Genomic DNA, 25,767 nt, shown 5'->3' with positions numbered 1-25,767 from the left:
AGGATGCGTCTTCGGGCGCGACGGTCTGGCTACGGACCCGGGTCCGGGGGCCGACCGAGGACCCTGGCAGCATCGGCTTCACTGTGCCCGATATGCGGCTCCGCCGCGTGGCACGCCTCAACAGCAAGAAGAACACGGGAGTAACAACATGAACCGCAGTGAGCTGGTGGCCGCGCTGGCCGACCGCGCCGAGGTGACCCGCAAGGACGCCGACGCCGTTCTGGCCGCTTTCGCCGAGACCGTCGGCGAGATCGTCGCCAAGGGCGACGAGAAGGTCACCATCCCCGGCTTCCTGACCTTCGAGCGCACCCACCGTGCCGCTCGCACCGCGCGCAACCCGCAGACCGGCGACCCGATCCAGATCCCGGCCGGCTACAGCGTGAAGGTCTCCGCGGGCAGCAAGCTCAAGGAAGCCGCCAAGGGCAAGTAGGCTCAGCCGGTACGTTCCTGCGGACGCGGGACACGTGCGAGGCGCAGCAACGCCGATGGGGCGGCCCCTTTCAGGGGGGCCGCCCCATCGTCGTACGTACGTCTGCCGCGCCGTCTAGCCGAGCGCCTTGCCCGGCAGTTCGACCTTCGCTCCCAGCTCCACGAGCTTCTCCATGAAGTTCTCGTAGCCGCGGTTGATGAGCTCGATGCCGTGGACGCGGGACGTGCCCTGCGCCGCCAGCGCCGCGATGAGGTACGAGAAGCCGCCGCGCAGGTCGGGGATGACCAGGTCGGCGCCCTGGAGCTTCGTCGGGCCCGAAACGACCGCGGAGTGCAGGAAGTTGCGCTGGCCGAAGCGGCAGTTGGAGCCGCCGAGGCACTCGCGGTAGAGCTGGATGTGCGCGCCCATCTGGTTCAGCGCGGACGTGAAGCCCAGCCGGGACTCGTACACCGTCTCGTGGATGATGGACAGGCCGGTGGCCTGCGTCAGGGCGACGACCAGCGGCTGCTGCCAGTCCGTCTGGAAGCCGGGGTGGACGTCCGTCTCCAGGGCGATGGACTTCAGCTGGCCGCCCGGGTGCCAGAAGCGGATGCCCTCGTCGTCGATCTCGAAGGCACCGCCCACCTTGCGGTAGGTGTTCAGGAACGTCATCATCGAGCGCTGCTGGGCGCCGCGGACGTAGATGTTTCCTTCGGTCGCCAGCGCCGCGGAAGCCCAGGAGGCGGCCTCCAGGCGGTCCGGGAGGGCCGCGTGGGTGTAACCGCCGAGCGAGTCGACACCGGTGATGCGGATCGTCCGGTCGGTGTCCATCGCGATGATGGCACCCATCTTCTGCAGGACGCAGATCAGGTCCTCGATCTCCGGCTCCACGGCCGCGTTCGAGAGCTCCGTGACACCCTCCGCGAGCACCGCGGTCAGCAGCACCTGCTCGGTCGCGCCCACGGACGGGTACGGCAGCTGGATCTTGGTGCCGCGCAGCCGCTGCGGGGCCTCCAGGTACTGGCCGTCCTCCCGCTTCTCGATCTTCGCGCCGAACTGCCGCAGCACCTCGAAGTGGAAGTCGATCGGCCGGCCGCCGATGTCGCAGCCGCCGAGGCCCGGGATGAAGGCGTGGCCGAGGCGGTGCAGCAGCGGGCCGCAGAAGAGGATCGGGATGCGCGACGAGCCCGCGTGGGCATCGATGTCGGCGACGTTCGCGCTCTCGACGTGCGAGGGATCGAGGATCAGCTCACCGGGCTCCTCACCCGGGCGGACGGTCACACCGTGCAACTGCAGCAGCCCGCGCACGACGCGTACGTCGCGGATGTCGGGGACATTGCGCAGCCGGCTCGGCCCGCTGCCCAGCAGGGCGGCGACCATGGCTTTCGGTACGAGATTCTTCGCACCGCGGACACGGATCTCGCCCTCGAGCGGGGTTCCGCCGTGGACAAGCAGTACATCGTCAGGGCCGTTGACGGTCATGTATCTCGCGTTCCGATGAGTTGGGCAGGTGTGGGTCGTCGGCAGGCCGGTCGTACGGGAGCCGAACAGCAAGGGTAATGGCCGCCCACCCCGGCGCAGTAAGCCCGAGGAGGACTCAGCTGCGTCATAGCTTGGCCACAACACGAACCGTTCCGAATCGGGCACACGGGGTCACCGGTCCCGGCGTGCGCGGGTAACGCTTCGTTGCGCCCTGAGCTGCATTCACTCCCGTACGCGCATTGGCTCCCCACTTGAAGGGAATGTGCGGGATCATGTCTGGCATGACCGAGGTGTCCTCGCTCACAGGGCGGCTGCTCGTGGCCACGCCCGCCCTGGCGGACCCGAACTTCGATCGCGCGGTGGTGCTGCTCCTCGACCACGACGAGGAGGGCTCCCTCGGTGTCGTCCTCAATCGCCCGACCCCGGTGGACGTCGGCGACATCCTGCATGCCTGGGCGGGACTGGCCGGAGAACCGGGTGTCGTCTTCCAGGGCGGCCCAGTCTCGCTGGACTCGGCGCTGGGGGTGGCGGTCATCCCGGGAGGTGCCGCGGGGGAGCGTGCGCCACTCGGCTGGCGGCGTGTGCACGGAGCGATCGGTCTGGTGGACCTGGAGGCCCCGCCCGAGCTGCTCGCCGCGGCCCTCGGCTCCCTGCGCATCTTCGCCGGATACGCCGGCTGGGGCCCGGGCCAGCTGGAGAACGAACTTGTCGAGGGCGCCTGGTACGTCGTCGAGTCCGAACCGGGAGACGTCTCCTCCCCGTCGCCGGAGCGTCTGTGGCGCGAGGTCCTGCGCCGCCAGCGCAGCGAGCTGGCGATGGTGGCGACCTACCCCGACGACGCCTCCCTGAACTGACCGGCGCACCGGCCCCCGACCGGCCCGTGACCGGCACGCGACCCTTCCCTCAACTGATGGGCGTGAGCCCCAGTACCCTTGGCTTCATGAGCACTCTTGAGCCTGAGACCCAGCCCCAGCGAGGCACGGGGACGGGGACCCTCGTAGAGCCGACGCCGCAGGTGTCGCACGGCGACGGGGACCACGAGCGCTTCGCCCACTACGTCCAGAAGGACAAGATCATGGCGAGCGCGCTGGACGGCACGCCCGTCGTGGCGCTGTGCGGCAAGGTGTGGGTACCGGGCCGCGACCCGAAGAAGTACCCCGTGTGTCCCATGTGCAAGGAGATCTTCGAGTCCATGGGCGCCGGCGGCGACCAGGGCAAGGGCGGCGACAAGAAGTAACGCCGGGTTTCCCCCGGCGCGGTACGCCGCGCAGATCGTCCATGGCCGCGACGCCCCTGGTGAGGGGCGCCGCGGCCTTGTCGTGCGTGGGTTCTCTGTTCGGCGGGAGGAGCGGGCCGGGACGGTCCTCGCCGGCGGGGAGGCCGTCGAGGGCTGAGCGTTGCACGGAGTGCGTCGCGTGGTCACGGAGGGGTTGAGACCTCTTGTGGGCATGTTCCTGTACTGCCTAGCCTCCGGAGTGTTGTGCAGAGCAAAACTGCCGTTGCGTATGTCGCAACGCAACGCACCCTCACGGAGGATGCTCGATGAAGCTCCCTGCCCCCGGACTCCCAGCGGCCCGGCCCGCGGCCGCCCTGGCGGCCCTCGTCGCCGCCGCGGCCCGCGCTCCCCGGCCCTCCGGCGACTCCGCCTTCGGCAAGGACGAGAAGAACGGCACGCCCTGCGCGTCAAGGCAGCCTTCAACGACCCGAAGAGTGCCCCGGGCGTGATCGAGTACGGCGGCACGGACTCGGCCGGTCATGTGAAGGCCGGCGGACTCGTCGACGTCACAAGGGAGTTCGCCGCCCGGAGCGAGTCCGGGGACACCCATCCGACGGCCCGGCAGTCGGTGACGGCGGAATCCCCGGCCCTTGGACCGGGGAGGAAGTCAATTTCTCAACAGCCTTCTCGTGGCGTGCTCGGTGACGGTCGGCGCGGCGCTCACGGCGTTTCCGGCGGCGACCGCGGTGACACGATTCCGATTCCGTTTTCGCTTCCGGACGACCCTGTCGATCATGTTCCCGGTGGCCCGGACGATGCCCGTCGAGGCCCCGACGATCCCCTTCTCCTTCCTCATGCCGGACTTCGGCCGGCTGAACACGCCGGGCTCGCCGATCCTGCCGCTCGTCGCCTTCTCGCCGCCCTTCGCGATCTGGATGCCGCGGGGTTACGGCAAGGCGGTTCCGGAAGCGCTGGAGGGGGCCGGGTACATCGACGGGGCGAGCCGCGCGCGATTTCTCCGGCAGATGCTTTTCCCACTCGTGATCCCCGCCTCGACGGAGTCGCCGATTCCGGTGCTGCTCTTCCTCGTGCTCGTAGTACTCGTGGTGCTCGTACAGCGACGACTCGTCTCCGGCCTCGGCGGAGCGGTAAAGGACTGATGGACTGATGGACATGACGGATACGGGTCTGATTCCGGCGCCCCTCGTCGTCGAGGGCGCCACGCGCGGGCGGTTCGCGCTGGACGCGGACACCACCCTGTGGGCCGCGCCCGGTACGGACGGCACCGAACGCTGGCTGCGCTCGACGCTCGGCGCGGCACTCGGACTACCGCTGCGACCTGCGCCGCAGGACGCTCCGGGCGCCGTACGGCTGCTCCTGGACGACATCCTGGAGCCGGAGGCGTACCGGCTCGGCGTAGGCGACGGCGGCGTCGAGATCCGGGGCGGTGACGCCGCCGGGGTCTTCTGGGGCGCGCAGACGCTGCGTCAACTCCTCGGCCCCGACGCTTTTCGCCGCGCCCCGGTCAACCCCCGGACGGCGTACGAAATCGCGCACCAGGCCATCGAGGACGCACCCCGATTCCGCTGGCGGGGCCTGATGCTCGACGTCTCCAGGCACTTCATGCCCAAGGAAGGCGTGCTGCGCTACCTCGACCTGCTGGCCGCGCACAAACTCAACGTCTTCCACTTCCATCTCACCGACGACCAGGGATGGCGTGTCCAGATCAAGCGCTACCCGAGGCTGACGGAGGTCGGTTCCTGGCGCGCACGCACCAAATTCGGCCACCGGGCCTCGCCGCTGTGGGACGAGAAGCCGCACGGAGGCTTCTACACGCAGGACGACATCCGCGAGATCGTCGCGTACGCGGCCGAGCGGCATATCGCCGTCGTCCCCGAAATCGACATCCCCGGCCACTCGCAGGCCGCCATCGCCGCGTATCCGGAACTGGGCAACACCGACGTCATCGACACGACCTCCCTGACCGTCTGGGACAACTGGGGCGTCTCCAAAAACGTACTCGCCCCCACTGACAACACCCTGCGCTTCTACGAGGGGGTCTTCGAGGAACTCCTCGACCTGTTCCCGGCGGACCCCGCGCGTTTCCCGGAGTTCTCGGGCTTCTTCCACATCGGGGGCGACGAGTGCGCCAAGGACCAGTGGAAGCGGTCGGCCACGGCGCAGGCGCGCATCAAGGAACTCGGGCTCGCCGACGAGGACGCGTTGCAGTCCTGGTTCATCCGGCACTTCGACAACTGGCTCTCCGAGCGCGGGCGTCGGCTGATCGGCTGGGACGAGATCCTGGAGGGCGGTCTCGCGCCGGGCGCCGCGGTGTCGTCGTGGCGCGGCTACCAGGGCGGCGTCACGGCCGCGCGCGCGGGCCACGACGTCGTCATGTGCCCCGAGCAGCACGTGTACTTGGACTACCGCCAGGCCGCGGGCGAGGACGAGCCGGTGCCCATCGCCTACGTACGCACCCTGGAGGACGTCTACCGCTTCGAGCCGGTTCCGCCGCAGCTCACCGAGGCGGAGGCGCGGCACGTGCTGGGCACACAGGCCAACGTGTGGACCGAGGTGATGGAGGACCACACGCGCGTGGACTACCAGGCGTTCCCGAGGCTCGCCGCCTTCGCCGAGGTCGCCTGGAGCCGACTGCCGGCTCCCGCGGAACGGGACTTCGCCGGCTTCGAGCTGCGGATGAGCGCCCACTACGCGCGCCTCGACGCCCTCGGGGTGGCCTACCGGGCACCCTCGGGACCGCGGCCGTGGCAGCGGCGGCCCGGCGTGCTCGGACGCCCGATCGAGGGGGCGCCCCCGAACGTGTGAGACCGCTCACGGCCGGGGTGTCCGGGGCCGGGCGCCCCGGTGCCGAGGCCCCCCAAGGAAAAAAGGCCCCCAAGGGTCACCGAAGAGTGACAATTCGAGCTCACCGGTGATGCCGTGCGAAAACGGACCATCTCCCTGGTGAGAGGGGCGAAAGCCTCCTAGCGGACCCCCGCGTCGAGGGCCGGGGAAGATGTGCCAGAGTTGCCACGTCCGCCCTGTCAGCACGTACCGTACGGCAGCACAGGTGGGACCAGGTGGGGCAGCGGGAAGGGGCAACCGGTTTGACCACGCACGCACCGCGAACGGCGCAGGCCGTGACGCTGCCCGTCTCGCTGGACGAGGCGGTGGCGGCGCTGTCCGCCATGCCCGCGGCCGTTCCGGTGGCCGGCGGCACCGATCTGATGGCCGCGGTCAACTCCGGACAGCTCAGGCCGGCCGCGCTCGTCGGCCTCGGCCGGATCAGCGAGATCCGCGGCTGGCAGTACCAGGACGGCCACGCGCTGCTCGGCGCGGGCCTCACGCACGCCCGCATGGGCCGCCCCGACTTCGCCGCCCTCATCCCGGCGCTCGCCGCCGCCGCGCGGGCGGCCGGACCGCCGCAGATCCGCAACGCCGGCACCCTCGGCGGCAACATCGCCTCGGCCGCCCCCACGGGGGACGCGCTGCCCGTACTGGCCGCTCTGGAAGCCACGTTGATCATCGCGGGGCCGGGCGGAGCCCGCCGCGAGATCCCGGTGTCGCACCTGCTCGCGGGCGTCGACATGCTCCGCGGCGGAGAACTCATCGGCTACGTGCGCGTGCCGCTGCTGCACGCCCCGCAGGTCTTCCTGAAGGCCACCGGGCGCACCGGGCCCGGGCGCGCGATCGCCTCCGTGGCGCTCGTCCTCGACCCCGCCCGGCGCGGCGTGAGGTGTGCCGTCGGCGCCATAGCGCCGATGCCGCTGCGGCCCCTGGACGCCGAGGCGTGGGTGGCCCAGCTGATCGACTGGGACAACAACCGCGCGATCGTCCCGGAGGCGCTGGCCGCGTTCGGGGAGTACGTGGCCGCGGCCTGCATCCCCGACCCCGTCCCCGCCGAGGACGGATCCGTGACACCGCTTCCGCCCGCCGTACTGCACCTGCGGCGCACCGTCGCCGCGCTGGCCCGACGAGCACTGGGGAGGGCACTTTCGTGACCGACGACCAGCACGAGGACGGCGCTCCGCGCGGCGGCGGCCGCTGGGACCCGCTGCCCCAGGGCGACTACGACGACGGCGCGACCGCCTTCGTCAAACTCCCCGAAGGGGGCATCGAGGCCCTCCTCGCCGCCCGGGAGCCGCTCGCGGCGCCCGGACACGGCTATGTGCCCCCGCAGATCGCCGTGACACCCGCCCCGCCCGAGGCGGCGGACCCGTCGGCCACCGGAACGTGGGCCGCTCAGGGCGGCGCCGCCCCGTGGCCGGATCCGAACTCCGCGCAGCCGGGCTCCGACACCCACGGCGACCGGTTCTCGTACCACCCCGGGTCCACCGGGCAGTGGGAGTTCAACGACGCCCGCGACGGCGCCGCCGGAAACGGCCCCGGACACGATGTGACCGGGCAGTGGTCGATTCCGGTGGCCGGAGGCGACCTTCCGGACGAATCGGGCGAGTTCACCACATCGGCACTCGTCGAGCAGTGGGGCGGCATGCCGCCCGCCACGCTTCCCGGCGGCGCGTCCGCGCCCTGGGCCAGCGAGATCGGGCAGCCGTGGACCGCCGACGTGCGCGAGGCGGCCGCTGAGGCCCTCGCGGAGCCCGCGACGCAGCCGCAGGCGGAATCACCCGCGCAGGCCGCCCAGCGGCCCGCGCAGCCCGTCCGCGAGGCCCCTGAGCCCGTCGCCGACCCCGAGCCGGTGACCGCAGAGGCACACGAGGTACCCGAGCCGGATTCGGCGCACGAGGCGGGCGACGACGCCGACCACTCCGCCCCGGCCGCGCACAACGAACATCCCCTCGCCTCCTACGTCCTGCGCGTCAACGGCGCCGACCGGCCGGTCACCGACGCCTGGATCGGCGAGTCGCTGCTCTACGTCCTGCGCGAGCGGCTCGGCCTCGCGGGCGCCAAGGACGGCTGCTCGCAGGGCGAGTGCGGAGCCTGCAACGTCCAGGTGGACGGCCGGCTCGTGGCGTCCTGCCTGGTGCCCGGCGTCACCGCCGCCGGCAGCGAGGTACGCACCGTCGAGGGCCTGGCCGCCTCGGGCCAGCCCTCCGACGTACAGCGCGCGCTGGCCAAGTGCGGCGCCGTGCAGTGCGGTTTCTGCGTCCCGGGCATGGCCATGACCCTGCACGACCTGCTGGAGGGCAACCCCGCGCCCACCGAGCTGGAGACCCGCCAGGCACTCTGCGGCAACCTGTGCCGCTGCTCCGGCTACCGCGGCGTCCTCGACGCCGTGCGCGAGGTCGTCGCCGAACGCGAGGCGCACTCCGCCGCCGCGGCCGAAGCCGTCCCCGAGACGGAAGAGGCCCGCATCCCGCACCAGGCCGGCCCCGGCGCGGGCGGTGTCCACCCGTCCGCGTACGAAGACAATGACGCGTACGGCCCCCAGGCGACGCACGAACAGCCCTACGGCCAGGACGGAGGCCAGGCGTGACCAACCAAGCCGCGACCGCGACACCGGCGGCGCACGAGACAGGCCCCGAGCCCCTGCCGCACGGGCTCGGCGTCTCGCTGCCCACCGCCGAGGCCCGCGCCAAGACCGAGGGCACCTTCCCCTACGCCGCCGACCTGTGGGCCGAGGGCCTGCTGTGGGCCGCCGTCCTCCGCTCGCCCCACCCGCACGCCCGCATCGTCTCCATCGACACCAGCCACGCGCGCGACATGCCCGGCGTCCGCGCCGTCATCACCCACGAGGACGTGCCCGGCACCCCGCTGCACGGCCGCGGCAGGGCCGACCGCCCGGTTTTCGCCTCCGAGGCCGTACGCCACCACGGGGAGCCCATCGCGGCCGTCGCCGCCGACCACCCGGACACCGCGCGGATGGCCGCCGCCGCCGTCATCGTCGAGTACGAGGTGCTCGAACCGGTCACCGACCCGGAGCAGGCCTTCGAGGCCGAACCCCTGCACCCCGACGGCAACCTGATCCGCCACATCCCGCTGCGCCACGGCGACCCGGACGCCGTCGGTGAGATCGTCGTCGAGGGCCTGTACCGCATCGGCCGCCAGGACCCCGCGCCCATCGGCGCCGAGGCCGGACTCGCCGTGCCCCGCCCCGACGGCGGCGTCGAGCTCTACATCGCCTCCACCGACCCGCACTCCGACCGCGACGCCGCCGCCGCCTGCTACGGCCTGGAACCCGCGCGCGTGAAGGTCGTCGTCACCGGCGTCCCCGGAGCCACCGCCGACCGCGAGGACCAGGGATTCCAGCTCGTCCTCGGCCTGCTCGCGCTGAAGACCGGCTGCCCGGTGAAACTCACCGCTACGCGCGAGGAGTCCTTCCTCGGCCACGCCCACCGGCACCCGACGCTGCTGCGCTACCGGCACCACGCCGACGCCGACGGCACGCTGGTCAAGGTCGAGGCACAGATCCTGCTCGACGCGGGCGCCTACGCCGACACCTCCGGCGAGTCCCTGGCCGCCGCCGTCTCCTTCGCCTGCGGCCCGTACGTCGTCCCGAACGCCTTCATCGAGGGCTGGGCCGTGCGCACCAACAACCCGCCCTCCGGTCATGTGCGGGGCGAGGGTGCCCTCCAGGTCTGCGCCGCGTACGAGGCCCAGATGGACAAACTCGCCAAGAAACTCGGCGTCGACCCCGCGGAACTGCGCCTGCGCAACGTCATGGCCACGGGAGACGTCCTGCCGACCGGCCAGACGGTCACCTGCCCGGCGCCCGTCGCCGAGCTGCTCCAGGCCGTACGCGACTACCCGCTGCCCGCCCTCCCCAAGGACACGCCCGAGGACGAGTGGCTGCTGCCCGGCGGCCCCGAGGGCGCGGGCGAACCCGGTGCCGTACGCCGCGGTGTCGGCTACGCGCTCGGCATGGTCCACATGCTCGGCTCCGAGGGGGCCGACGAGGTCTCGACGGCCACCGTGAAGGTCCACGACGGCGTCGCCACCGTGCTCTGCGCGGCCGTGGAGACCGGTCAGGGCTTCACCACGCTGGCCCGGCAGATCGTCCAGGAGACGCTCGGCATCGACGAGGTGCACGTGGCACCGGTCGACACCGACCAGCCCCCCGCGGGACCGAGTTGTCGGGGCCGGCACACCTGGGTGTCCGGCGGAGCGGTGGAACGCGCGGCCAAGATGGTCCGTACGCAACTGCTGCAACCGCTGGCGCACAAGTTCGGCATGTCCACCGAGCTGCTCCAGATCACCGACGGCAAGATCACGTCGTACGACGGAGTGCTGTCGACCACGGTCACCGAGGCGATGGACGGCAAGGAACTGTGGGCGACCGCACAGTGCCGCCCCCACCCGACCGAACCGCTGGACGAAGCCGGCCAGGGCGACGCCTTCGTGGGCCTCGCCTTCTGCGCCATCCGCGCGGTCGTGGACGTCGACATCGAACTGGGCTCGGTCCGGGTCGTGGAACTGGCGCTCGCCCAGGACGTCGGCCGGATCCTCAACCCGGCCCAGCTGACGGCCCGCATCGAGGCGGGCGTCACCCAGGGCGTCGGCGCCGCGCTGACCGAGAACCTCCGCACGGCCCGCGGCCTGGTCCGTCACCCCGACCTCACCGGCTACGCCCTGCCGACCGCCCTGGACACGCCCGACATCCGCATCGTCAAGCTGATCGAGGAGCGCGACGTCGTCGCCCCCTTCGGCGCCAAGGCCGCCAGCGCGGTGCCGGTCGTGACCTCCCCGGCGGCCATCGCGTCCGCCGTACGGGCGGCCACCGGCCGGCCGGTAAACCGTCTGCCGATCCGCCCGCAGGCGGCGGTGGTGACGGCGTAGTGAGCGCACGGGAGCCGTCGACCGGCGAACCCTCGCCGCACGGCGGCGATCCGGCGGCGCTCGGCGGCGAGGCCGGAGCGCCGCGCTACGAACCCGCCCCCGCTATGGGGAAACTGCTGCTCTGGGTCCTGCTGTTCGTCCTGGCGGCCGTGGTCGTCGTCGTGGGCGGCGTCTACTTCAGCTGATGCCCCGGTCCGGCTGATCTCTCACCCTGGCTGATCTCTCACCCAGACTGCTCTCTCGCCCGGCTGATGTGCTGCCTCGGCTGACGCACGCCGAGGAGACCCGCGCGCCGGCTGACCTCACCCCATGCCCTGTGCGTCTCTGTTCCGCGGGAGGCCTGTTTCCGTGTGTTTCTGGCGTTGTCAGTGGGGCGGCGTATGGTTTTGGCTCAATGGGGAACTGCCGTGGGACGACCGGCCGTTCCCTCCTGGGGGAAGCACGATGCGTTCACATGCGCGGGGGAGCCATGAGTACGACTGACACCGATGTCGGCGGCGTGATCACACTGACCTACGACGAGCTGGATCCGTACATCACGCACGCGGGCACGCGGGACCGCCTCACCGGCCCCGGACTGCCCTGCGACAGCGCACTGCTCGGATTCGGCGCGCTGCGGGAGCACGGCCTGCGCACCGTGGCCGACCTGGCGGGCGACGCCGACAAGCTGGCCGAGGAACTGCGCGACCAGCTCGTCGTCGGAGCGCTGCGCAGCCTGGACCGGGACCTGGAGTCGATCGTGCTGGACGGGACGACGGGCGAGGTCTCCTCGACGTACGTCCAGCGGAACCCCGCCCATCTGGACCTGTCGCCCCTGGCGCCCTCCCTGGAGGCCCTGCTGCGCTTCGCGGCGGCCACCGAGGAACTGACCCTGTCCCGGGGCCGGCAGGGCCCGTTCGGCCCGAAGGCGGTCGCGGAGGTGTCGGACCGGCTGAGCGCCGTCTTCGAGGGCGCCGTGGGCGAGGACGTGCCGCCGTACTGGCGGATGGCCGCGCTGATCCGCCCGCTCGCCCGGATAGCGGGACCCGGCGAAGGGCTCGTCCTCGGCCTGCCCAAGCGGCTGCTGGACGAGGAGTTCGGCGCGGGCGAGATCATGCGCTTCGAGGACGTCGACTTCCCGCCCGCGCTGACGCACGAGCCGACCCGCCGCTTCCTGCGGGAGACCGGCCTGCCCGAGGACGGCTTCCTCTTCCAGCTGGACACGGAGGTGCCGCTGCCGGCCCTCACCGAGTACTACGCGGACGAGCGCCCCGACGCGTTCTGCGCCGACCTGCTCCCGGCCGCCGCCGACCGTCTGATACGCCTCGGCCACCTCCTGGAGGACACGAGCCTGGTCGTGGACGGCACCACGGGCGCGGTGCTGGCCTGGAGCGAGCCGGACCTGACCCTGCGCCCGCTCAACGCGGACATCTCCACGCTCGCGTTCACCCTCTGGCTCCACCACCGCGAGAAGACCGTCGACGCCGCCCACGGCCTCAGCGACTCCTACGAACAGCTCGCCGCCACCCTGACCGAGACCCTCGCCACGGTCGACCCCGCCGCCTGCGACCCGACCCCGTCCCTCCCGGGCGACGACGGCCGCCGCTACTGGCCGGAGATCTTCGAGGACCAGGCGGGCGGCACGCTGTACGCGTAGCGCCCCGGCCCCCAGCGGAACCCCCAGGGCTCGTGCGTTCTCGGGGAGTCAGTCAGACACCCTGGACTGTCCTCGGTGGGCCCTGGAGGACCTGACGTCGGTGAGTACCGGAGGATCACTGCGAGCCGCCACGGCGGTGAGGAGGCAATCCGCGTGCGCCCTCAAGGATCGCGCCCGACAGCTTTGCCCCGGTCAGGTCTGCGTTGCTCAGATCTGCGTTGCTCAGGTCTGCACCGGTCAGGTCTGCGCTGCGCAGGTCGGCGCCGGCCAGGTCCGCATCAGTCAAGTCCGCGTGGACAAGGATCACGCCGCGCAGGTCCGCGGTGCTCAGGTTCGCGCCGATCAGGAACGCGCGGGTCAAGTTGGCGCCCGAGTCGGCCTCACCGGTTTCGTCGGTTTCCTCGGCCCTGCTCAGGTGCGCGTTGTGAAGGATCGCTCCGCCGAGGTCCGCGCCGGTCATGTCGGCCGCGCCCAGGTGCGCGTCGGTCAAATTGGCACCCCCGAGAAATGCGTGCCGCAGGTCCGCGTTCGGCAGCTTCACGCCGGACATGTTCGCGTTGTCGAGGGACGCGCCTGAGAGGTCGAAATTCTCGAGGCCTGCGTCTCGGAGGTCCGCGCCGGTGAAGTTCGCGAAGCGGAAGTTGCTGCGTCTGGGCATGCCGCCTTCTGTGAGCCCCACTTCGCGCTCCAGACCGCGCAGATCGACACTGCTCAGATCAACTCGGTACAGCGGTTTCCCGTCCTGGGTCACCTCCCGGTCGGCGGGCCGGGCGCCCAGCACGGAAACTACGGCCGCCACGTCGGTAGGGGGCCTGTACTCCTCTGCCGGCTTGAAGCCACTGACCGGAACGGGAGCGTGCTGGCGTACGAACGCGGACAACACCGAGACGACAGTGCGCTGATCTCGAGAGGAGTCCTGCATGATGCGTTGCAGGGCGTAGACACCCCCGAGGCGCACATCCAACGATGGCTTTCCCAGGTTGGTGATCGCGACGTTGAACCGGGTGGTGATCTGCCCCTGCTCGGAGATCTGCAGCTCTTTGTTGGTCTGCCCGACCGACATCCACGTGAACAGCAGGGCGACGAGCGCAGCCAGTCCCGGCAGCGCGGACGCCGCGAGTGCCACCCACGTCAGTCGGCTGATATCACTGTCGCGGCCCGGCCCGACGGAACGGCTCCGTTGCCGTCGATGATCCCTGGCGGCCCGTCGGCGTGCGATCCGGCGGAGTTGTGCGGCGGCAGACGATTCGATCATCCACTCATGACATAGCAGGAAGCAGTGCCCATTTCTCCGCCACGCTGTCGCAGCACCCGATCAGGACTGTCCGGAGGTGGTCGTAGAGGCCGCGGACACCAACGGCAGCATCTGGTCCGGGCGGCAGGGAGGGGCCAAGTCCTCACGGCCCGGGCGCACTTGGCTCCGCTTAAGCAGTCCCTCGCCCGCCTTCAATTGCCGTGCGTCCGTGCTGAGCGGTCGATATAAATACGGACGGCAGGGCGGGCGGTCCGGAGAGGATCCCGCTGTCTCGAACGCGTCAGGGGTGGGATCGACAGTGTTGCTGTGGAGATTACGCAGATGGGTCACGGTGGCCGTCGCGGCTGCCTTGCTCGGCATGGGGGGCGTGACAGCCGCGCACGCTGCGGACCGGCCGGAGGTCACTTACGCGGGGAGCGTGTCGGACGACCTCGGGATCCTGCAGATCAATGTCCGGTCCGCAGCCGACATCAAGAACATCACGGCACACCTGATCTCGTACGCCTCGCAGACCGAGGTCGCTGAGATCGGGACCAAGGACTTCCGGCTCTTCTCCGGCACCCCTCAGGACGGCAGCTGGCGCACCAAGAAGCCGTTGAAGCTGCCCGAGTTCGGCTCCTACCGCGTCGACGTGGAGGCGACGGACGCCGACGGCGGCCACGTGCTGCAGCAGTCCGCGGGGGACTTCGCCTACTACGTCGTGGCGAAGTTCGGCGCGCTCACCGTCGACCGCACCGCCATCGACCGGGAACACCGTGACGTGCAGGTCGAGGGGACGCTGTACGGGCGGTGGCCGACGCGACAGGTGAAGCCCCTCGCGGCACGCCGGGTCGAGATCTATGTCGACTACTGGACGCAGACCACCGTGACCACCGACGCCCAGGGTCACTTCACCGCCTCGGTGCGGCTCGACGCCGCCGCGCCCGTCCAGGCCGTGTTCCAGATGGATGGTGGCACGCCGACGGTTCTGTACGGGGAGTCCGAGCCGGTACAGATCGGTGTCGACCAGATTCCCACCCGGTTCACGTCCACCGTGAGTGCGACCGACATCGACTTCGGTCAGCCGGTCACGGTGAGCGTCAAGGTCGAGCAGAAGACCGCGGACGGCTGGGTGCCGCTGGCCGGGCGCTCCGGGGGCGTCCTGTTCGGTCCCGACGACGCGCAGACCGACGTCGTGGGTCGCTTCACCAGCGCTGACGACGGCACCTTCACGATGGACTACACGCCGGGGCGGGGCGGCTACTTCCAGCTCGCCCTGGACACCTCGGAAGACCCGTTCCTCCAGGCCGGCACCGGTACGAGCGACGTCGTCCACGTGCACAGGGCGTCGAAGTTCACGGCTTTCACAGCCGCCCGCTCCGACACGGGAAGCGTCCACGCCGAGGGGCTCATCGACTTCCCCGACGGGTGGACGCCCGCCTGGATCTACGTTCACATCCAGTACTCGCCCGACGGCGTGAACTGGTCGACGCTCACCACCGTCGAGGCTTCCTGGGGAGGCAGCGGAAACGATTTCGCCGCGGACCTCGACGAGAGCGGTGCCGGCTACTACCGGGCTGTCTTCGACGCTGACAACAACTTCCAGTCGGCCACCTCGCAGACGGTCTTCGTGCCGGAGGCCCTAGGGTCTGTCGCCAAATGATCTCGGCTGATGGGTCATGGTCCGGTGATACGTCGCCATGAACTGTCGGACTCTGATCGGGAGTTCGTGCGAGCCGTACGGGCGTACGCGACCGAGATGAGAACTGAGACGGATGGCCGAAAGGGCGGCACCTCCGGTGAGGTGCCGCCCTTTCGATCTGCCTGGTCGGGCAGGTGGAGGCCGTGGCGGGAATTGAACCCGCGTAACTCGCTTTGCAGGCGAGTCCCTGAACCACTCGGGCACACGGCCGTTCTCAGGTGCGGCACGGCTCACTCGTTCCGAACCTGATGGGTCGACCGTAGGGGGGTGCGGGGGCGGGCTCAAGGGTTCCGGCGCCGCCGCAACGCGACTGCCACACGCCGTTCACGAACCGCCGGGCCATCGGCTCGGGGGGAGTGGTCGTACGACTAAAGGACTGGTTGATCACCGTCCTCGGACAGGAGTCAGTGAGGGCTGCGCACCTTACGCTGACGGCCATGACAGCACTGGAAGCACGCGATGTCGTGACGGTTCCGTCCGAGGACAAGGGCGGGGTACTGAGCCGGCCGTACCGGGCGCTCAGCATCGGCATCGTGTCCGTGGTGCTGGTGATCGCGTTCGAGGCGACGGCCGTGGGGACGGCGATGCCCGTCGCCGCGCGGGAGCTCGACGGGGTCGCCCTGTACGCGTTCGCGTTCTCCGGGTACTTCACGACGAGCCTGTTCGGGATGGTGCTCGCCGGGCAGTGGTCCGACCGCGACGGGCCGCTGGCCTCGCTGGCCTCGGGCATCGCCGCGTTCGCCGCGGGGCTGCTGCTGTCCGGGACGGCCGGCGGCATGTGGGTGTTCGTCCTCGGCCGGGCCGTCCAGGGGCTCGGCGGCGGGCTCGTCATCGTCGCGTTGTACGTCGTCGTCGGGCGGGCCTACCCGGAGCGGCTGCGGCCCGCGATCATGGCGGCGTTCGCGGCGGCCTGGGTGGTGCCGTCCGTCGTCGGCCCCCTCGCCGCGGGCGCGGTCACCGAGCACCTCGGCTGGCGCTGGGTGTTCATCGGCATTCCGGCGCTGGTCGGCGTTCCGCTCGTCCTCACGCTGCCGCAGATACGGCGCCGGGCGTCGGGACACACGGCGGCGGGCGACCGCGCGCCGCTGGACCGGCGGCGCATCCGGCTGGCGTTCGGGATCGCGCTGGGCGCGGGGCTGCTCCAGTACGCCGCCCAGGATCTGCGCCCGCTCTCCCTCGTGCCCGCCGCGGCCGGAGCCGCGCTGCTCGTCCCCGCCGTGCGCGGGCTGCTGCCCCGCGGCACCTGCCGGGCGGCACGCGGGCTGCCGTCCGTGGTGCTGCTGCGCGGGGTCGCCGCCGGAGCCTTCATCGCCGCCGAGTCCTTCGTACCGCTGATGCTGGTCACCCAGCGGGGACTGTCGCCGACGCTCGCCGGGTTGTCGCTCGCGGCCGGTGGCGGGACCTGGGCGCTGGGCTCGTACGTCCAGGCGAGGCCGCGTGTGGAGCCGTACCGGGAACGCCTGATGTTCTTCGGCATGCTGCTGGTCGCCGCGGCCGTCGCCGCCGCGCCGAGCGTGCTGATCCCCGCCGTGCCGGTATGGACCGTCGCCGTCGCCTGGGCGTTCGGCTGCTTCGGGATGGGGCTGGTGATCGCCTCGACCAGCGTGCTGCTGCTCCACCTCTCGGCCCCCGAGGAGGCCGGTACGAACTCGGCCGCCCTCCAGATCTCCGACGCGCTGTCCAATGTGCTGCTGCTCGCCGTGGGCGGAGCCGCGTTCGCGGCCCTGGGCGGCGGCGCGGTGTCCCACGCGGCCACCGCCGCGACATCCGGCACCCACAGCTCCCACCCGGCCGCCTTCGCCGTGGTGTTCCTGCCGATGGCGGCGGTGGCGCTGGTGGGAGCGTGGGTGACGACACGGCTGCGGGAGCGCTGAGCACGGGCCAAGCAGCGGGTGCCCATGCGGACCGGGCCCGGCCGGGCCCCGCCGGGCGGCGGGGCGGCCGGGCGGCAGCGTCGTGAGGACGCCGCACCGGTCGGTGTGCGCGGCCCCGCGGACCGCCGCTTCCGTCGTGTTTGCGGGACCCGCCCCGGCGCGTGGGATCAGGGGGCCGCGTACGGGCTGGTCATCGACGGGACGGCTGGTGCGGAGGGCGAACCGGGGGCGATCGCGGGGCGGCCGGCCGATCTGTGACCTCGATCCCATCCACGGGTGCCCCGGCCTCGTCCGCACGTCGGTACGAGCCGGGCGCCGGTAGGGTGGCCCGGTTGTCATACGTAGCCGACCCGCCCGCCCGTCGCCGTCACACCACAGCTGACGCGCCGCGCGCGGACCCGGACGCTCCCAATCGACACCCAGACCGGAGACCGTGACTACCACCGCCGCCAGCGCCTCCGCGCACTCGCATCACCTCTCTCCCGCCTTCCCCGGCCGCGCCCCCTGGGGTACCGCCAACAAGCTGCGTGCCTGGCAGCAGGGGGCGATGGAGCGGTACATCCAGGAACAGCCGCGCGACTTCCTCGCCGTCGCCACCCCCGGCGCCGGCAAGACGACGTTCGCGCTGACGCTCGCGTCCTGGCTGCTGCACCACCATGTCGTGCAGCAGGTGACCGTGGTCGCGCCGACCGAGCACCTGAAGAAGCAGTGGGCCGAGGCTGCCGCGCGGATAGGGATCAAGCTGGATCCCGAGTACAGCGCCGGGCCGCTCAGCAAGGAGTACCACGGTGTCGCCGTCACGTACGCCGGCATCGGAGTGCGGCCGATGCTGCACCGCAACCGCGTCGAGCAGCGCAAGACCCTGGTCATCCTCGACGAGATCCACCACGCCGGTGACAGCAAGTCGTGGGGCGAGGCCTGTCTGGAGGCGTTCGAGCCCGCCACCCGCCGGCTCGCGCTCACGGGTACGCCCTTCCGGTCCGACACCAACCCGATCCCCTTCGTCACGTACGAGGAGGGGAACGACGGGATTCGGCGCTCATCCGCCGACTACACGTACGGCTACGGGTCCGCCCTTGGGGACGGGGTCGTGCGGCCCGTCATCTTCCTCTCCTACAGCGGCAACATGCGCTGGCGCACCAAGGCGGGGGACGAGATCGCCGCCCGGCTCGGCGAGCCGATGACCAAGGACGCCATCAGCCAGGCCTGGCGCACCGCGCTCGACCCGCGCGGCGAGTGGATGCCGAGCGTGCTGCGCGCCGCCGACCAGCGGCTCACCGAGGTGCGCAAGGGCATCCCGGACGCCGGGGCGCTCGTCATCGCCTCCGACCAGGACTCGGCCCGCGCCTACGCCAAGCTGATCCGCGAGATCACCGGCACCAAGGCGACCGTCGTGCTGTCCGACGACACCGGGGCCTCGAACCGCATCGACGAGTTCAGCCACGGTGACGCCCGGTGGATGGTCGCCGTCCGCATGGTGTCCGAGGGTGTCGACGTGCCGCGCCTGGCCGTCGGCGTGTACGCCACCACCATCTCGACACCGCTCTTCTTCGCCCAGGCCGTCGGCCGTTTCGTACGGTCCCGCAGGCGCGGTGAGACCGCGTCCGTGTTCCTGCCGACGATCCCCGACCTCCTCACCTTCGCCAACGAGATGGAGGTCGAGCGCGACCACGCCCTCGACAAGCCCAAGAAGGAGGGCGAGGAGGACCCGTACGCCGAGTCCGAGAAGGAGATGGAGGAGGCGAACAAGGAGCAGGACGAGGACACCGGCGAGCAGGAGCAGTTCTCCTTCGAGGCGCTGGAGTCCGAGGCCGTCTTCGACCGGGTCCTGTACGACGGCGCCGAGTTCGGCATGCAGGCCCACCCGGGAAGCGCCGAGGAGCAGGACTACCTCGGTATCCCCGGGCTCCTCGAACCCGACCAGGTACAGCTGCTGCTCCAGAAGCGGCAGGCCCGGCAGATCGCGCACAGCCGCAAGAAGCCGGACGAGGAGGCGGACCTCCTCGAACTTCCCGCCGAGCGCCGCCCCGTGGTCTCCCACAAGGAGATGCTGGAACTGCGCAAGCAGCTCAACACCATGGTCGGCGCGTACGTCCACCAGAGCGGCAAGCCGCACGGCGTGATCCACACCGAGCTGCGACGCGTCTGCGGCGGCCCGCCGAGCGCGGAGGCGACGGCGGGACAGCTCCGGCAGCGGATCGCCAAGGTGCAGGAGTGGGCCACCCGGATGCGATGACATCCGGCTGAGGTGGCCCATGGTTGAGGTGGCCTAAGGCTGAAGTGGCCTACGGCCGCGCCGGATTCCGGCTTCCGGATGCCGTGGCTTCCGATACGCGGCGAGTTCCGTGACGCGGCGAGTTCCTGGACCGGGCCGGATGCCGAGGCGGTCACCGGCCGGGGTGACATCCGGGGTGACATGGGGAACCGGTTACCTCCGAAGCCGGTCGTATCCGGAATCCGTGGCACGGGGTGCCGAACCCGCGCAGAGGGGGCGTGTCCTGCCCGGGGAGGCGCGCGCGCCGAGGCCTGTGCGCTGCGTGCACGGGCGGTGTACGCCGCGTGGCGCACGCCGCACGTTCTGGGGCAAACGGAATCAGTCCGTACCAGCCGATGCCCGGATTCTGGACGGAGACTTCCGCTGAGCGGACCAGCTCGCTACTGTCCCGCTACGCACACGCCCCGTGGCAGCGCCGCCGCGGAGCGCAGCCGTGAAGCGACTGCGCCCGGGAAGAGCCCGGGTCGCCAGCCGACCGGCGGCCTCTGAAGCGCGTCGCCGACGGGACTCGGTGACGCATCCGCCGTGCGGGGGCCGTCGACCTCACCACTAAGGAGTGGGCGTCGTGACCGCGGAGACCTCTCAGACGCTCGACCGGGGACTGCGCGTCCTCAAGTTGCTCGCCGACACGGATCACGGGCTGACCGTCACCGAGCTTTCGAACAAACTGGGCGTCAACCGGACCGTGGTGTACCGGTTGCTCGCCACGCTGGAGCAGCACGCCCTCGTACGCCGTGATCTGGGCGGCCGTGCCCGGGTCGGTCTCGGCGTGCTGCGCCTGGGCAGTCAGGTGCATCCGCTGGTACGGGAGGCCGCGCTGCCCGCACTGCGAGCGCTGGCCGAGGACATAGGGGCGACGGCTCATCTGACGCTGGTCGACGGGACGGAGGCGCTCGCTGTCGCCGTCGTCGAGCCGACGTGGACGGACTACCACGTGGCCTATCGCGCCGGTTTCCGGCATCCCCTGGACCGGGGGGCGGCGGGCCGCGCGATCCTCGCCGCCCGGCAGGCGCCGGTGGGGGAGCCCGGGTACACGCTCACCCACGGGGAGTTGGAGGCGGGCGCGAGCGGGGCCGCGGCGCCGCTGATCGGGGTGACGGGCGTCGAGGGCAGTGTGGGTGTGGTCATGCTGGCGGACGCCGTGCCGGAACGGGTGGGGCCGCGTGTGGTCGACGCGGCCCGCGAGGTCGCGGACGCCCTGCGCTGATTCCGGTCCCTGGTCCTCTGCGGTCCTCTGCGGTCCTCTGCGGTCCTCTGCGGTCCACCCTGGTCCCGGACCGTCCGGCGGGACCTGTACGGAAGTCCCGCCGGGCGGTGCCGTTAGATTGATACCCGTGCTCTCTCGCCTCACGCGCCCCAAGGCCGTCGCCGTCTGCGCCCTCCCCGTCGTGGCTCTGCTCGCCACGGCGGCGTTCGCGCCGCTGCCGTTCTCCCTGGCGCAGCCCGGCCTGACGGCGAACGTCCTCGGCGAGAACAAGGGCGACCCGGTGATCACGATCACTGGTGCGCCCACCCGGGACACCAGCGGTCAGCTGCGGATGACGACGATCGAGGCCACCGGCCCGGACGCGGACGTCTCCCTCGGTGACGTACTCAGCGGCTGGTTCGCCACGGACAAGGCCGTGATGCCCCGTGACTCGGTCTACCCGAGCGGCGGCAGCGTCAAGGAGATCGAACAGCACAACGCGAACGAGATGAAGAAGTCCCAGGACACCGCCACCGAGGCGGCCCTCGGCTACCTGCACGAGAAGGACGACGTCAAGGTCACGCTCAAGCTCGCCGACGTCGGCGGACCGAGCGCCGGACTGCTCTTCTCTCTCGGCATCGTCGACAAACTGGACGGCGACGGCAGCGGCGGCGACCTCACGGGCGGCCGTGTCATCGCGGGTACGGGGACGATCGACGCCGACGGCAAGGTCGGCGCGGTCGGTGGCGTCGCCCTCAAGACCCAGGCGGCCCGCCGCGACGGCGCGACGGTGTTCCTGGTTCCGAAGGCGGAGTGCTCGGACGCGAAGTCGGAGCTGCCGAAGGGGCTCCGGCTGATCCCGGTGACCACGCTTCAGGGCGCGGTGGACTCGCTGGTGGCCCTGGAGAAGGGGAAGGGCTCGGTTCCGAGCTGCTAGGACCTGTCCGCGGGCACTAGAACGCGACGGCCGTCCTCGGCGTGGAGGCCAGCCGGAGGCCGACCTCCACGAGGGTCCAGCCGACGCGGGCGCGCAGCCGGCCGGGGCTCCTGGTCTCGGTCGTGAGCCGGTACGCGTCCGCTTCCGCGCGCAGCTCGGCGGCGCGCAGGTGGTGCAGCTGGAGATGGGTGTCCGGGTGCATCGGGATGACCTCTCTTCGAATCTTCGATGGATCAGTCGGAGGCTTGCGGGAACACGTGCGTGTGGAAGCGCACCTGCGCCGCCTCGGGGTCGTCCTCGGGGCGTTCGACGGCGCAGTAGGTGTCGAGCAGGTCGTGCATCTTCTGGATGAGCTCCCGGGACTGCGTCGGCGTCAGACGCATCGTGAAGTCGCTCATGTCGGTGGCGCGGGTCCAGCTCTCGGACCAGTCGTCGCGGGTGCCGAGCCAGGTCGACAGTTCACGGGCATGGCTGGTGGCGACCTCGTGCAGGAACATGTCGGCCGCCCCGCGCACCGCCGGGTCCGGGTCCTTGAGCAGCTTCTCGTCGAAGCCCAGACCCTGGTCGGCGGCCTGCCACCAGCGCTCCCGCCCTTTGCCCCGGTCCGGGGCGTCCTCGACGAAGCCGTGCGCGGCGAGCTGCCGCAGGTGGTAGCTGGTCGCCCCGCTGGACTCGCCCAGCCGCTCGGCGAGCATCGACGCGGTGGCCGGCCCTTTCCGGCGCAGGCTGCTCAGCAGCTCCATGCGCAGTGGATGGGCGAGACCGCGCAGGGAACGGGCGTCCAGGCGGCGGTGCCGCGGGGGTTCGGGCGGCAGCGGTGGCTGCGGCGGGTGAGGGGGTTCCGGGGGAAGCGGGGGCTGCTCCGTCATGCGTACAAAGATAGCGTTGCAAAGAACTCCTTGCAACGATTTCTTTGCAACTACTTCTCCGGACCGCGCCCACCGCATCCGTCGCACTCCAGGGACCGCGCCCACCGGACCGGTCCTGGGCCCGGTCACGCCCGCCCGATCAGTCCTGCGTGACGAAGCCCTCCTCGGTCATCCAGTCCAGGGCCACCTCGTGCGGGTCCTGGCCCTGTACGTCCACCTTCGCGTTCAGTTCCTGCGCGACCGTGTTGTTCAGCCTCTTCGTCACCGGCTCGATGACCTCGGCGATCTGCGGATACTTCTTCAGGGCCTTGGAGTTGATCACGGGCGCGGCGTTGTAGTTGGGGAAGAACTTCCTGTCGTCCTTCATCACCTCCAGGTTCATCGACTTGATGCGCCCGTCGGTGGTGAACACCTCCCCGTACGTACAACTCCCCTTCTGCACCTGGGTGTAGATGATCCCGGTGTCCATCTGCGTGATGTTCTTCGCGGGGATGTCCATCCCGTACGCCTTCTCCATGCCCGGCAGTCCGTCGGCCCGATTGGCGAACTCGCCCTCCACGCACAGGGTGACCGCGCTCGGGTCCGACTTCGACAGCGCGGCCACGTCGGACAGCGTCGTGGTGCCGTACTTCTTGAAGTTGGCCTGGTTCATGGCGAGCGCGTAGGTGTTGTTGAGGGCGGACGGCGGAAGCCAGGTGACCCCGTTCTCCGGGTCGGCGTCGTGCACGGCCTGCCACTGTTTCTGCGGGTCCGGGATCGGCTCGCTGTTGCCGAGATAGGTGATCCACGCGGTGCCCGTGTACTCGTACATGGCGTCCGCGTCGCCGTTCTTGACCGCCTCGCGGGCGCCGATCGACCCCTGGATACCGGTGCGGTCGAGCACCTGGGCGCCGGCCGTCTGGAAGGCGATACCCATGATCGCGCCGAGGATCAGCTGCTCGGTGAACTCCTTGGACGCCACCGTGAGGTGGGCGCCCTTGAGCGGCTCGCCGTGCCCGATGGAGCCGGGCTTGACGTTGTCGGTCATCGGGGAGCCGCTGGTCAGCCCACACGCGGACGCCAGGACGAGGACCCCGGCAACGGCCGCGTGGGGACGGGCCCTTCTCATGTCCCCGCCTCCAGCCCGCGCGGCCTCAGCAGCAGTTCCGCCAGCGACGCCAGCCAGTCGACAAGGAGCGCGAGCGCCACGGTGAGGATCGCGCCGAGGACCAGGACCGGCATGCGCTGGGTGGTGATGCCGGTGGTGATGAGGACGCCGAGGCCGCCGCCTCCGCCGAAGGTGGCGAGGGTCGCGGTGCCCACGTTCAGGACCAGCGCCGTACGGACACCCGCGAGGATCAGCGGTACGGCCAGCGGCAGTTCGACCCGGCCGAGCACGCCCAGCGGTGACATGCCGATGCCGCGCGCCGCCTCCAGCAGGGTCGGGTCGTTGGCCTTCAGACCGGCGATCGTGTTGGACAGGACCGGCAGGATCGCGTAGATCGTGATGCCGATCAGGGCCGACTTCTCGCCGGTGCCGAGCCAGATCACGAGGAGGGCCAGCAGACCGATCGCCGGGGTCGCCTGTCCCATGTTGGCGATCGTCATCGCGATCGGGGTCAACTTCCGGAACGCCTTGCGGGTCAGCAGGATCCCCAGCGGGATCGCGATGATCAGCACGAAGAACGTGGAGATCAGCGTCAGTTGGATGTGCTGCCACAGGGCCTTGGACACCTGGCCGTTCGACAGGGCGTTCTTGGAGATCGCGTCGAGGTCCGCCTGCTGGAACCAGATCCAGGTGCCCAACAGCAGAGCGATCAGCACAGCGGGCAGGAAGGTCAGCTTCTGCCAGCTGATCCGGCGTCTCGGGGGCGCGTGCGGCGGCGGCGCTTCCCGCTCGTCCTGACCGTCGCCTTCGCCGTCACCGTCGCCGTCGTCGCGGAAGGCGACCCCCTTGACCTCGTGCTCGCCATCGGGGCGCCGGTCCGTGGGCGGTGTGCTCACGCCTTCGCCTCCCCGCCGTCCCCGCTGTCGATGCCTTCCTGCTCGAACTGCGTCTGGTGGGCGCGCGCCTCCTCCAGCTCGTGCTGGTGCTCCATGGCCTCCAGCCGGTCGGCCTCCAGGAGTTCGTGCACGGAGTTCATCAAGGTCTCCATGTCCACCACTCCGATGTACTCGCCGCGCCGCCCGGTGACCGGGACCCGGCCCGAGTTGTCCGTGAGCACCGCCTCCAGGGCGTCCCGCAGGGTGGCGTCCCTGGTCACCGTGTCGTGCACCAGCGTGCCCGCCCGCGCCAGCGAGCCCTTCGCCCGCATCAGATCGCCGCGCCGCAGCCACTTGTAGGGACGGCCCCGCTTGTCGAGCAGCAGGATCTCGTTCGTACCGCTGGAACGGAGCTTTCCGAAGATCTCCTGGAGCGGATCGTCGACCGTGACCGTCGGACAGCCGGTGATCTCCACATCCCGTACGCGGCTGAGGTTGAGCCGCTTCAGTGCCGCCCCCGCGCCCACGAACCCCGACACGAAGTCGTCCGCAGGGTTGGTGAGGATCGCCTCCGGGGTGTCGAACTGCGCGATGTGCGAGCGCTCGCGCAGCACCGCGATCCTGTCGCCCAGCTTGATGGCCTCGTCGAAGTCGTGCGTGACGAAGACGATCGTCTTGTGCAGCTCGTGCTGGAGCCGGATCAGCTCGTCCTGGAGGTGGTCGCGGGTGATCGGGTCCACCGCTCCGAACGGCTCGTCCATGAGCAGGACGGGAGGGTCCGCGGCCAGCGCCCGTGCCACGCCCACCCGCTGCTGCTGACCGCCGGAGAGCTGGCGCGGATAGCGGCCCTGGAACTCGGTGGGGTCGAGCCCGACCAGGTCCAGCATCTCCTCGACCCGCACCTTGATCCGCGCCTTCGGCCAGCCCGTCATCTTCGGCACGAGCCCGATGTTCTGGGCGACCGTCATGTGCGGGAAGAGCCCGGACGACTGGATCGCGTACCCGACCTTGCGGCGCAGTTTCACCGGGTCCATGTCGGTGACGTCCTCGCCGCCGATCCGGATGCGGCCGCCGCTCGGCTCGATCAACCGGTTGATCATCTTCAGGGTGGTCGACTTGCCGCAGCCGGACGGGCCGACGAAGACGACGAGTTCACCCGCCTTGATCTCCATGTTGACGCTGTCCACGGCGGCGTCACGGCTGCCGGGGTAACGCTTGGTGAGGTTCTCCAGCTCGATCGTGGCGCCC

21 protein-coding genes, 1 tRNA gene and 2 pseudogenes are annotated in these 25,767 nt (G+C 70.9%); 16 read left to right on the top strand and 8 right to left on the bottom strand.

Annotated features, from left to right (window positions below):
• Positions 1-148 precede the first annotated feature (148 nt).
• Positions 149-430, top strand: a complete 282-nt coding sequence (locus ABZX90_RS07490; RefSeq protein WP_007382399.1) for an HU family DNA-binding protein — start codon at positions 149-151, stop codon at positions 428-430.
• 114 nt (positions 431-544) lie between these two features.
• Here ABZX90_RS07490 and murA read toward each other — a convergent pair whose 3' ends face one another.
• A complete protein-coding gene (gene murA, locus ABZX90_RS07485) occupies positions 545-1,891 on the bottom strand; it encodes a UDP-N-acetylglucosamine 1-carboxyvinyltransferase (RefSeq protein WP_351122770.1) in 1,347 nt (448 codons plus the stop codon).
• Between the two features lie 281 nt (positions 1,892-2,172).
• Between murA and ABZX90_RS07480 the strand changes: the two genes are divergently transcribed.
• The 10 genes and pseudogenes from ABZX90_RS07480 (at position 2,173) to ABZX90_RS07435 (ending at position 12,480) form a co-directional block, all read left to right on the top strand.
• On the top strand, positions 2,173-2,745 hold the full coding sequence (locus tag ABZX90_RS07480; protein WP_351122768.1) for a YqgE/AlgH family protein: 573 nt from the start codon (positions 2,173-2,175) through the stop codon (positions 2,743-2,745).
• 86 nt (positions 2,746-2,831) lie between these two features.
• Positions 2,832-3,128 (top strand): DUF3039 domain-containing protein, encoded by a 297-nt coding sequence (locus ABZX90_RS07475; RefSeq protein ID WP_103554931.1) that lies wholly within the window; start codon positions 2,832-2,834, stop codon positions 3,126-3,128.
• 305 nt (positions 3,129-3,433) lie between these two features.
• Positions 3,434-3,747: pseudogene (locus ABZX90_RS07470) on the top strand (ABC transporter substrate-binding protein); the annotation flags it as partial.
• A 31-nt stretch (positions 3,748-3,778) separates the two neighbouring features.
• Positions 3,779-4,267: pseudogene (locus tag ABZX90_RS07465) on the top strand (ABC transporter permease subunit); the annotation flags it as partial.
• A gap of 13 nt (positions 4,268-4,280) precedes the next feature.
• The gene (locus ABZX90_RS07460; protein WP_355202368.1) at positions 4,281-5,933 is read left to right on the top strand and encodes a beta-N-acetylhexosaminidase; all 1,653 of its coding nucleotides are present in this window, start codon (positions 4,281-4,283) and stop codon (positions 5,931-5,933) included.
• A gap of 281 nt (positions 5,934-6,214) precedes the next feature.
• Entirely contained in the window at positions 6,215-7,108 is an 894-nt protein-coding gene (locus ABZX90_RS07455; protein WP_351122765.1) for an FAD binding domain-containing protein, read from the top strand.
• Positions 7,105-8,544 carry a 2Fe-2S iron-sulfur cluster-binding protein gene (locus ABZX90_RS07450; protein WP_355202251.1) on the top strand — a complete coding sequence of 480 codons (1,440 nt, stop codon included), beginning with the start codon at positions 7,105-7,107 and terminating at the stop codon, positions 8,542-8,544. The genes ABZX90_RS07455 and ABZX90_RS07450 overlap by 4 nt, the downstream gene beginning before the upstream one ends.
• On the top strand, positions 8,541-10,844 hold the full coding sequence (locus ABZX90_RS07445) for a molybdopterin cofactor-binding domain-containing protein (protein WP_351122760.1): 2,304 nt from the start codon (positions 8,541-8,543) through the stop codon (positions 10,842-10,844). The genes ABZX90_RS07450 and ABZX90_RS07445 overlap by 4 nt, the downstream gene beginning before the upstream one ends.
• Positions 10,844-11,029 carry a hypothetical protein gene (locus ABZX90_RS07440; RefSeq protein ID WP_351122757.1) on the top strand — a complete coding sequence of 62 codons (186 nt, stop codon included), beginning with the start codon at positions 10,844-10,846 and terminating at the stop codon, positions 11,027-11,029. Before ABZX90_RS07445 ends, ABZX90_RS07440 begins: the two co-directional genes overlap by 1 nt.
• A 284-nt stretch (positions 11,030-11,313) precedes the next feature.
• On the top strand, positions 11,314-12,480 hold the full coding sequence (locus tag ABZX90_RS07435) for an SUKH-4 family immunity protein (protein WP_355202246.1): 1,167 nt from the start codon (positions 11,314-11,316) through the stop codon (positions 12,478-12,480).
• Positions 12,481-12,595: 115 nt separating this feature from the next.
• Here ABZX90_RS07435 and ABZX90_RS07430 read toward each other — a convergent pair whose 3' ends face one another.
• Positions 12,596-13,735 carry a pentapeptide repeat-containing protein gene (locus ABZX90_RS07430; RefSeq protein WP_355202243.1) on the bottom strand — a complete coding sequence of 380 codons (1,140 nt, stop codon included), beginning with the start codon at positions 13,733-13,735 and terminating at the stop codon, positions 12,596-12,598.
• A 418-nt stretch (positions 13,736-14,153) separates the two neighbouring features.
• Between ABZX90_RS07430 and ABZX90_RS07425 the strand changes: the two genes are divergently transcribed.
• On the top strand, positions 14,154-15,377 hold the full coding sequence (locus ABZX90_RS07425) for a hypothetical protein (RefSeq protein WP_355202240.1): 1,224 nt from the start codon (positions 14,154-14,156) through the stop codon (positions 15,375-15,377).
• 174 nt (positions 15,378-15,551) lie between these two features.
• Here the strand turns inward: ABZX90_RS07425 and ABZX90_RS07420 are convergent.
• Positions 15,552-15,626 (bottom strand) — tRNA-Cys (locus ABZX90_RS07420).
• Between the two features lie 227 nt (positions 15,627-15,853).
• Here ABZX90_RS07420 and ABZX90_RS07415 point away from each other — a divergent pair.
• From ABZX90_RS07415 to ABZX90_RS07400, 4 genes are all read left to right on the top strand, one after another.
• Positions 15,854-17,290, top strand: a complete 1,437-nt coding sequence (locus ABZX90_RS07415) for an MFS transporter (RefSeq protein ID WP_355202237.1) — start codon at positions 15,854-15,856, stop codon at positions 17,288-17,290.
• 433 nt (positions 17,291-17,723) lie between these two features.
• Complete coding sequence (locus tag ABZX90_RS07410; protein WP_351122689.1) at positions 17,724-19,526, top strand: DEAD/DEAH box helicase; 1,803 nt, start codon at positions 17,724-17,726, stop codon at positions 19,524-19,526.
• Positions 19,527-20,130: 604 nt separating this feature from the next.
• The gene (locus ABZX90_RS07405) at positions 20,131-20,772 is read left to right on the top strand and encodes a helix-turn-helix domain-containing protein (RefSeq protein WP_351122686.1); all 642 of its coding nucleotides are present in this window, start codon (positions 20,131-20,133) and stop codon (positions 20,770-20,772) included.
• A gap of 127 nt (positions 20,773-20,899) precedes the next feature.
• Positions 20,900-21,688 (top strand): S16 family serine protease, encoded by a 789-nt coding sequence (locus ABZX90_RS07400; protein WP_351122683.1) that lies wholly within the window; start codon positions 20,900-20,902, stop codon positions 21,686-21,688.
• 16 nt (positions 21,689-21,704) lie between these two features.
• Here ABZX90_RS07400 and ABZX90_RS07395 read toward each other — a convergent pair whose 3' ends face one another.
• From ABZX90_RS07395 to ABZX90_RS07375, 5 genes are all read right to left on the bottom strand, one after another.
• Positions 21,705-21,890: a hypothetical protein gene (locus ABZX90_RS07395; protein WP_355202232.1), complete on the bottom strand. Its 186-nt coding sequence runs from the start codon at positions 21,888-21,890 to the stop codon at positions 21,705-21,707.
• A 31-nt stretch (positions 21,891-21,921) separates the two neighbouring features.
• Positions 21,922-22,557 carry a winged helix-turn-helix domain-containing protein gene (locus ABZX90_RS07390; protein WP_355202229.1) on the bottom strand — a complete coding sequence of 212 codons (636 nt, stop codon included), beginning with the start codon at positions 22,555-22,557 and terminating at the stop codon, positions 21,922-21,924.
• A 139-nt stretch (positions 22,558-22,696) separates the two neighbouring features.
• The gene (locus tag ABZX90_RS07385) at positions 22,697-23,665 is read right to left on the bottom strand and encodes a glycine betaine ABC transporter substrate-binding protein (protein ID WP_355202226.1); all 969 of its coding nucleotides are present in this window, start codon (positions 23,663-23,665) and stop codon (positions 22,697-22,699) included.
• Positions 23,662-24,540, bottom strand: a complete 879-nt coding sequence (locus ABZX90_RS07380) for an ABC transporter permease (protein WP_355202223.1) — start codon at positions 24,538-24,540, stop codon at positions 23,662-23,664. Before ABZX90_RS07380 ends, ABZX90_RS07385 begins: the two co-directional genes overlap by 4 nt.
• Positions 24,537-25,757 carry a betaine/proline/choline family ABC transporter ATP-binding protein gene (locus tag ABZX90_RS07375; protein ID WP_351122830.1) on the bottom strand — a complete coding sequence of 407 codons (1,221 nt, stop codon included), beginning with the start codon at positions 25,755-25,757 and terminating at the stop codon, positions 24,537-24,539. Before ABZX90_RS07375 ends, ABZX90_RS07380 begins: the two co-directional genes overlap by 4 nt.
• Positions 25,758-25,767 lie beyond the last annotated feature (10 nt).

It is taken from the genome of Streptomyces sp. NPDC002935, assembly GCF_040611295.1.
In the GTDB taxonomy this organism is placed as follows: Bacteria; Actinomycetota; Actinomycetes; order Streptomycetales; family Streptomycetaceae; genus Streptomyces.
This window is presented reverse-complemented; position numbering and strand designations above follow the sequence as displayed.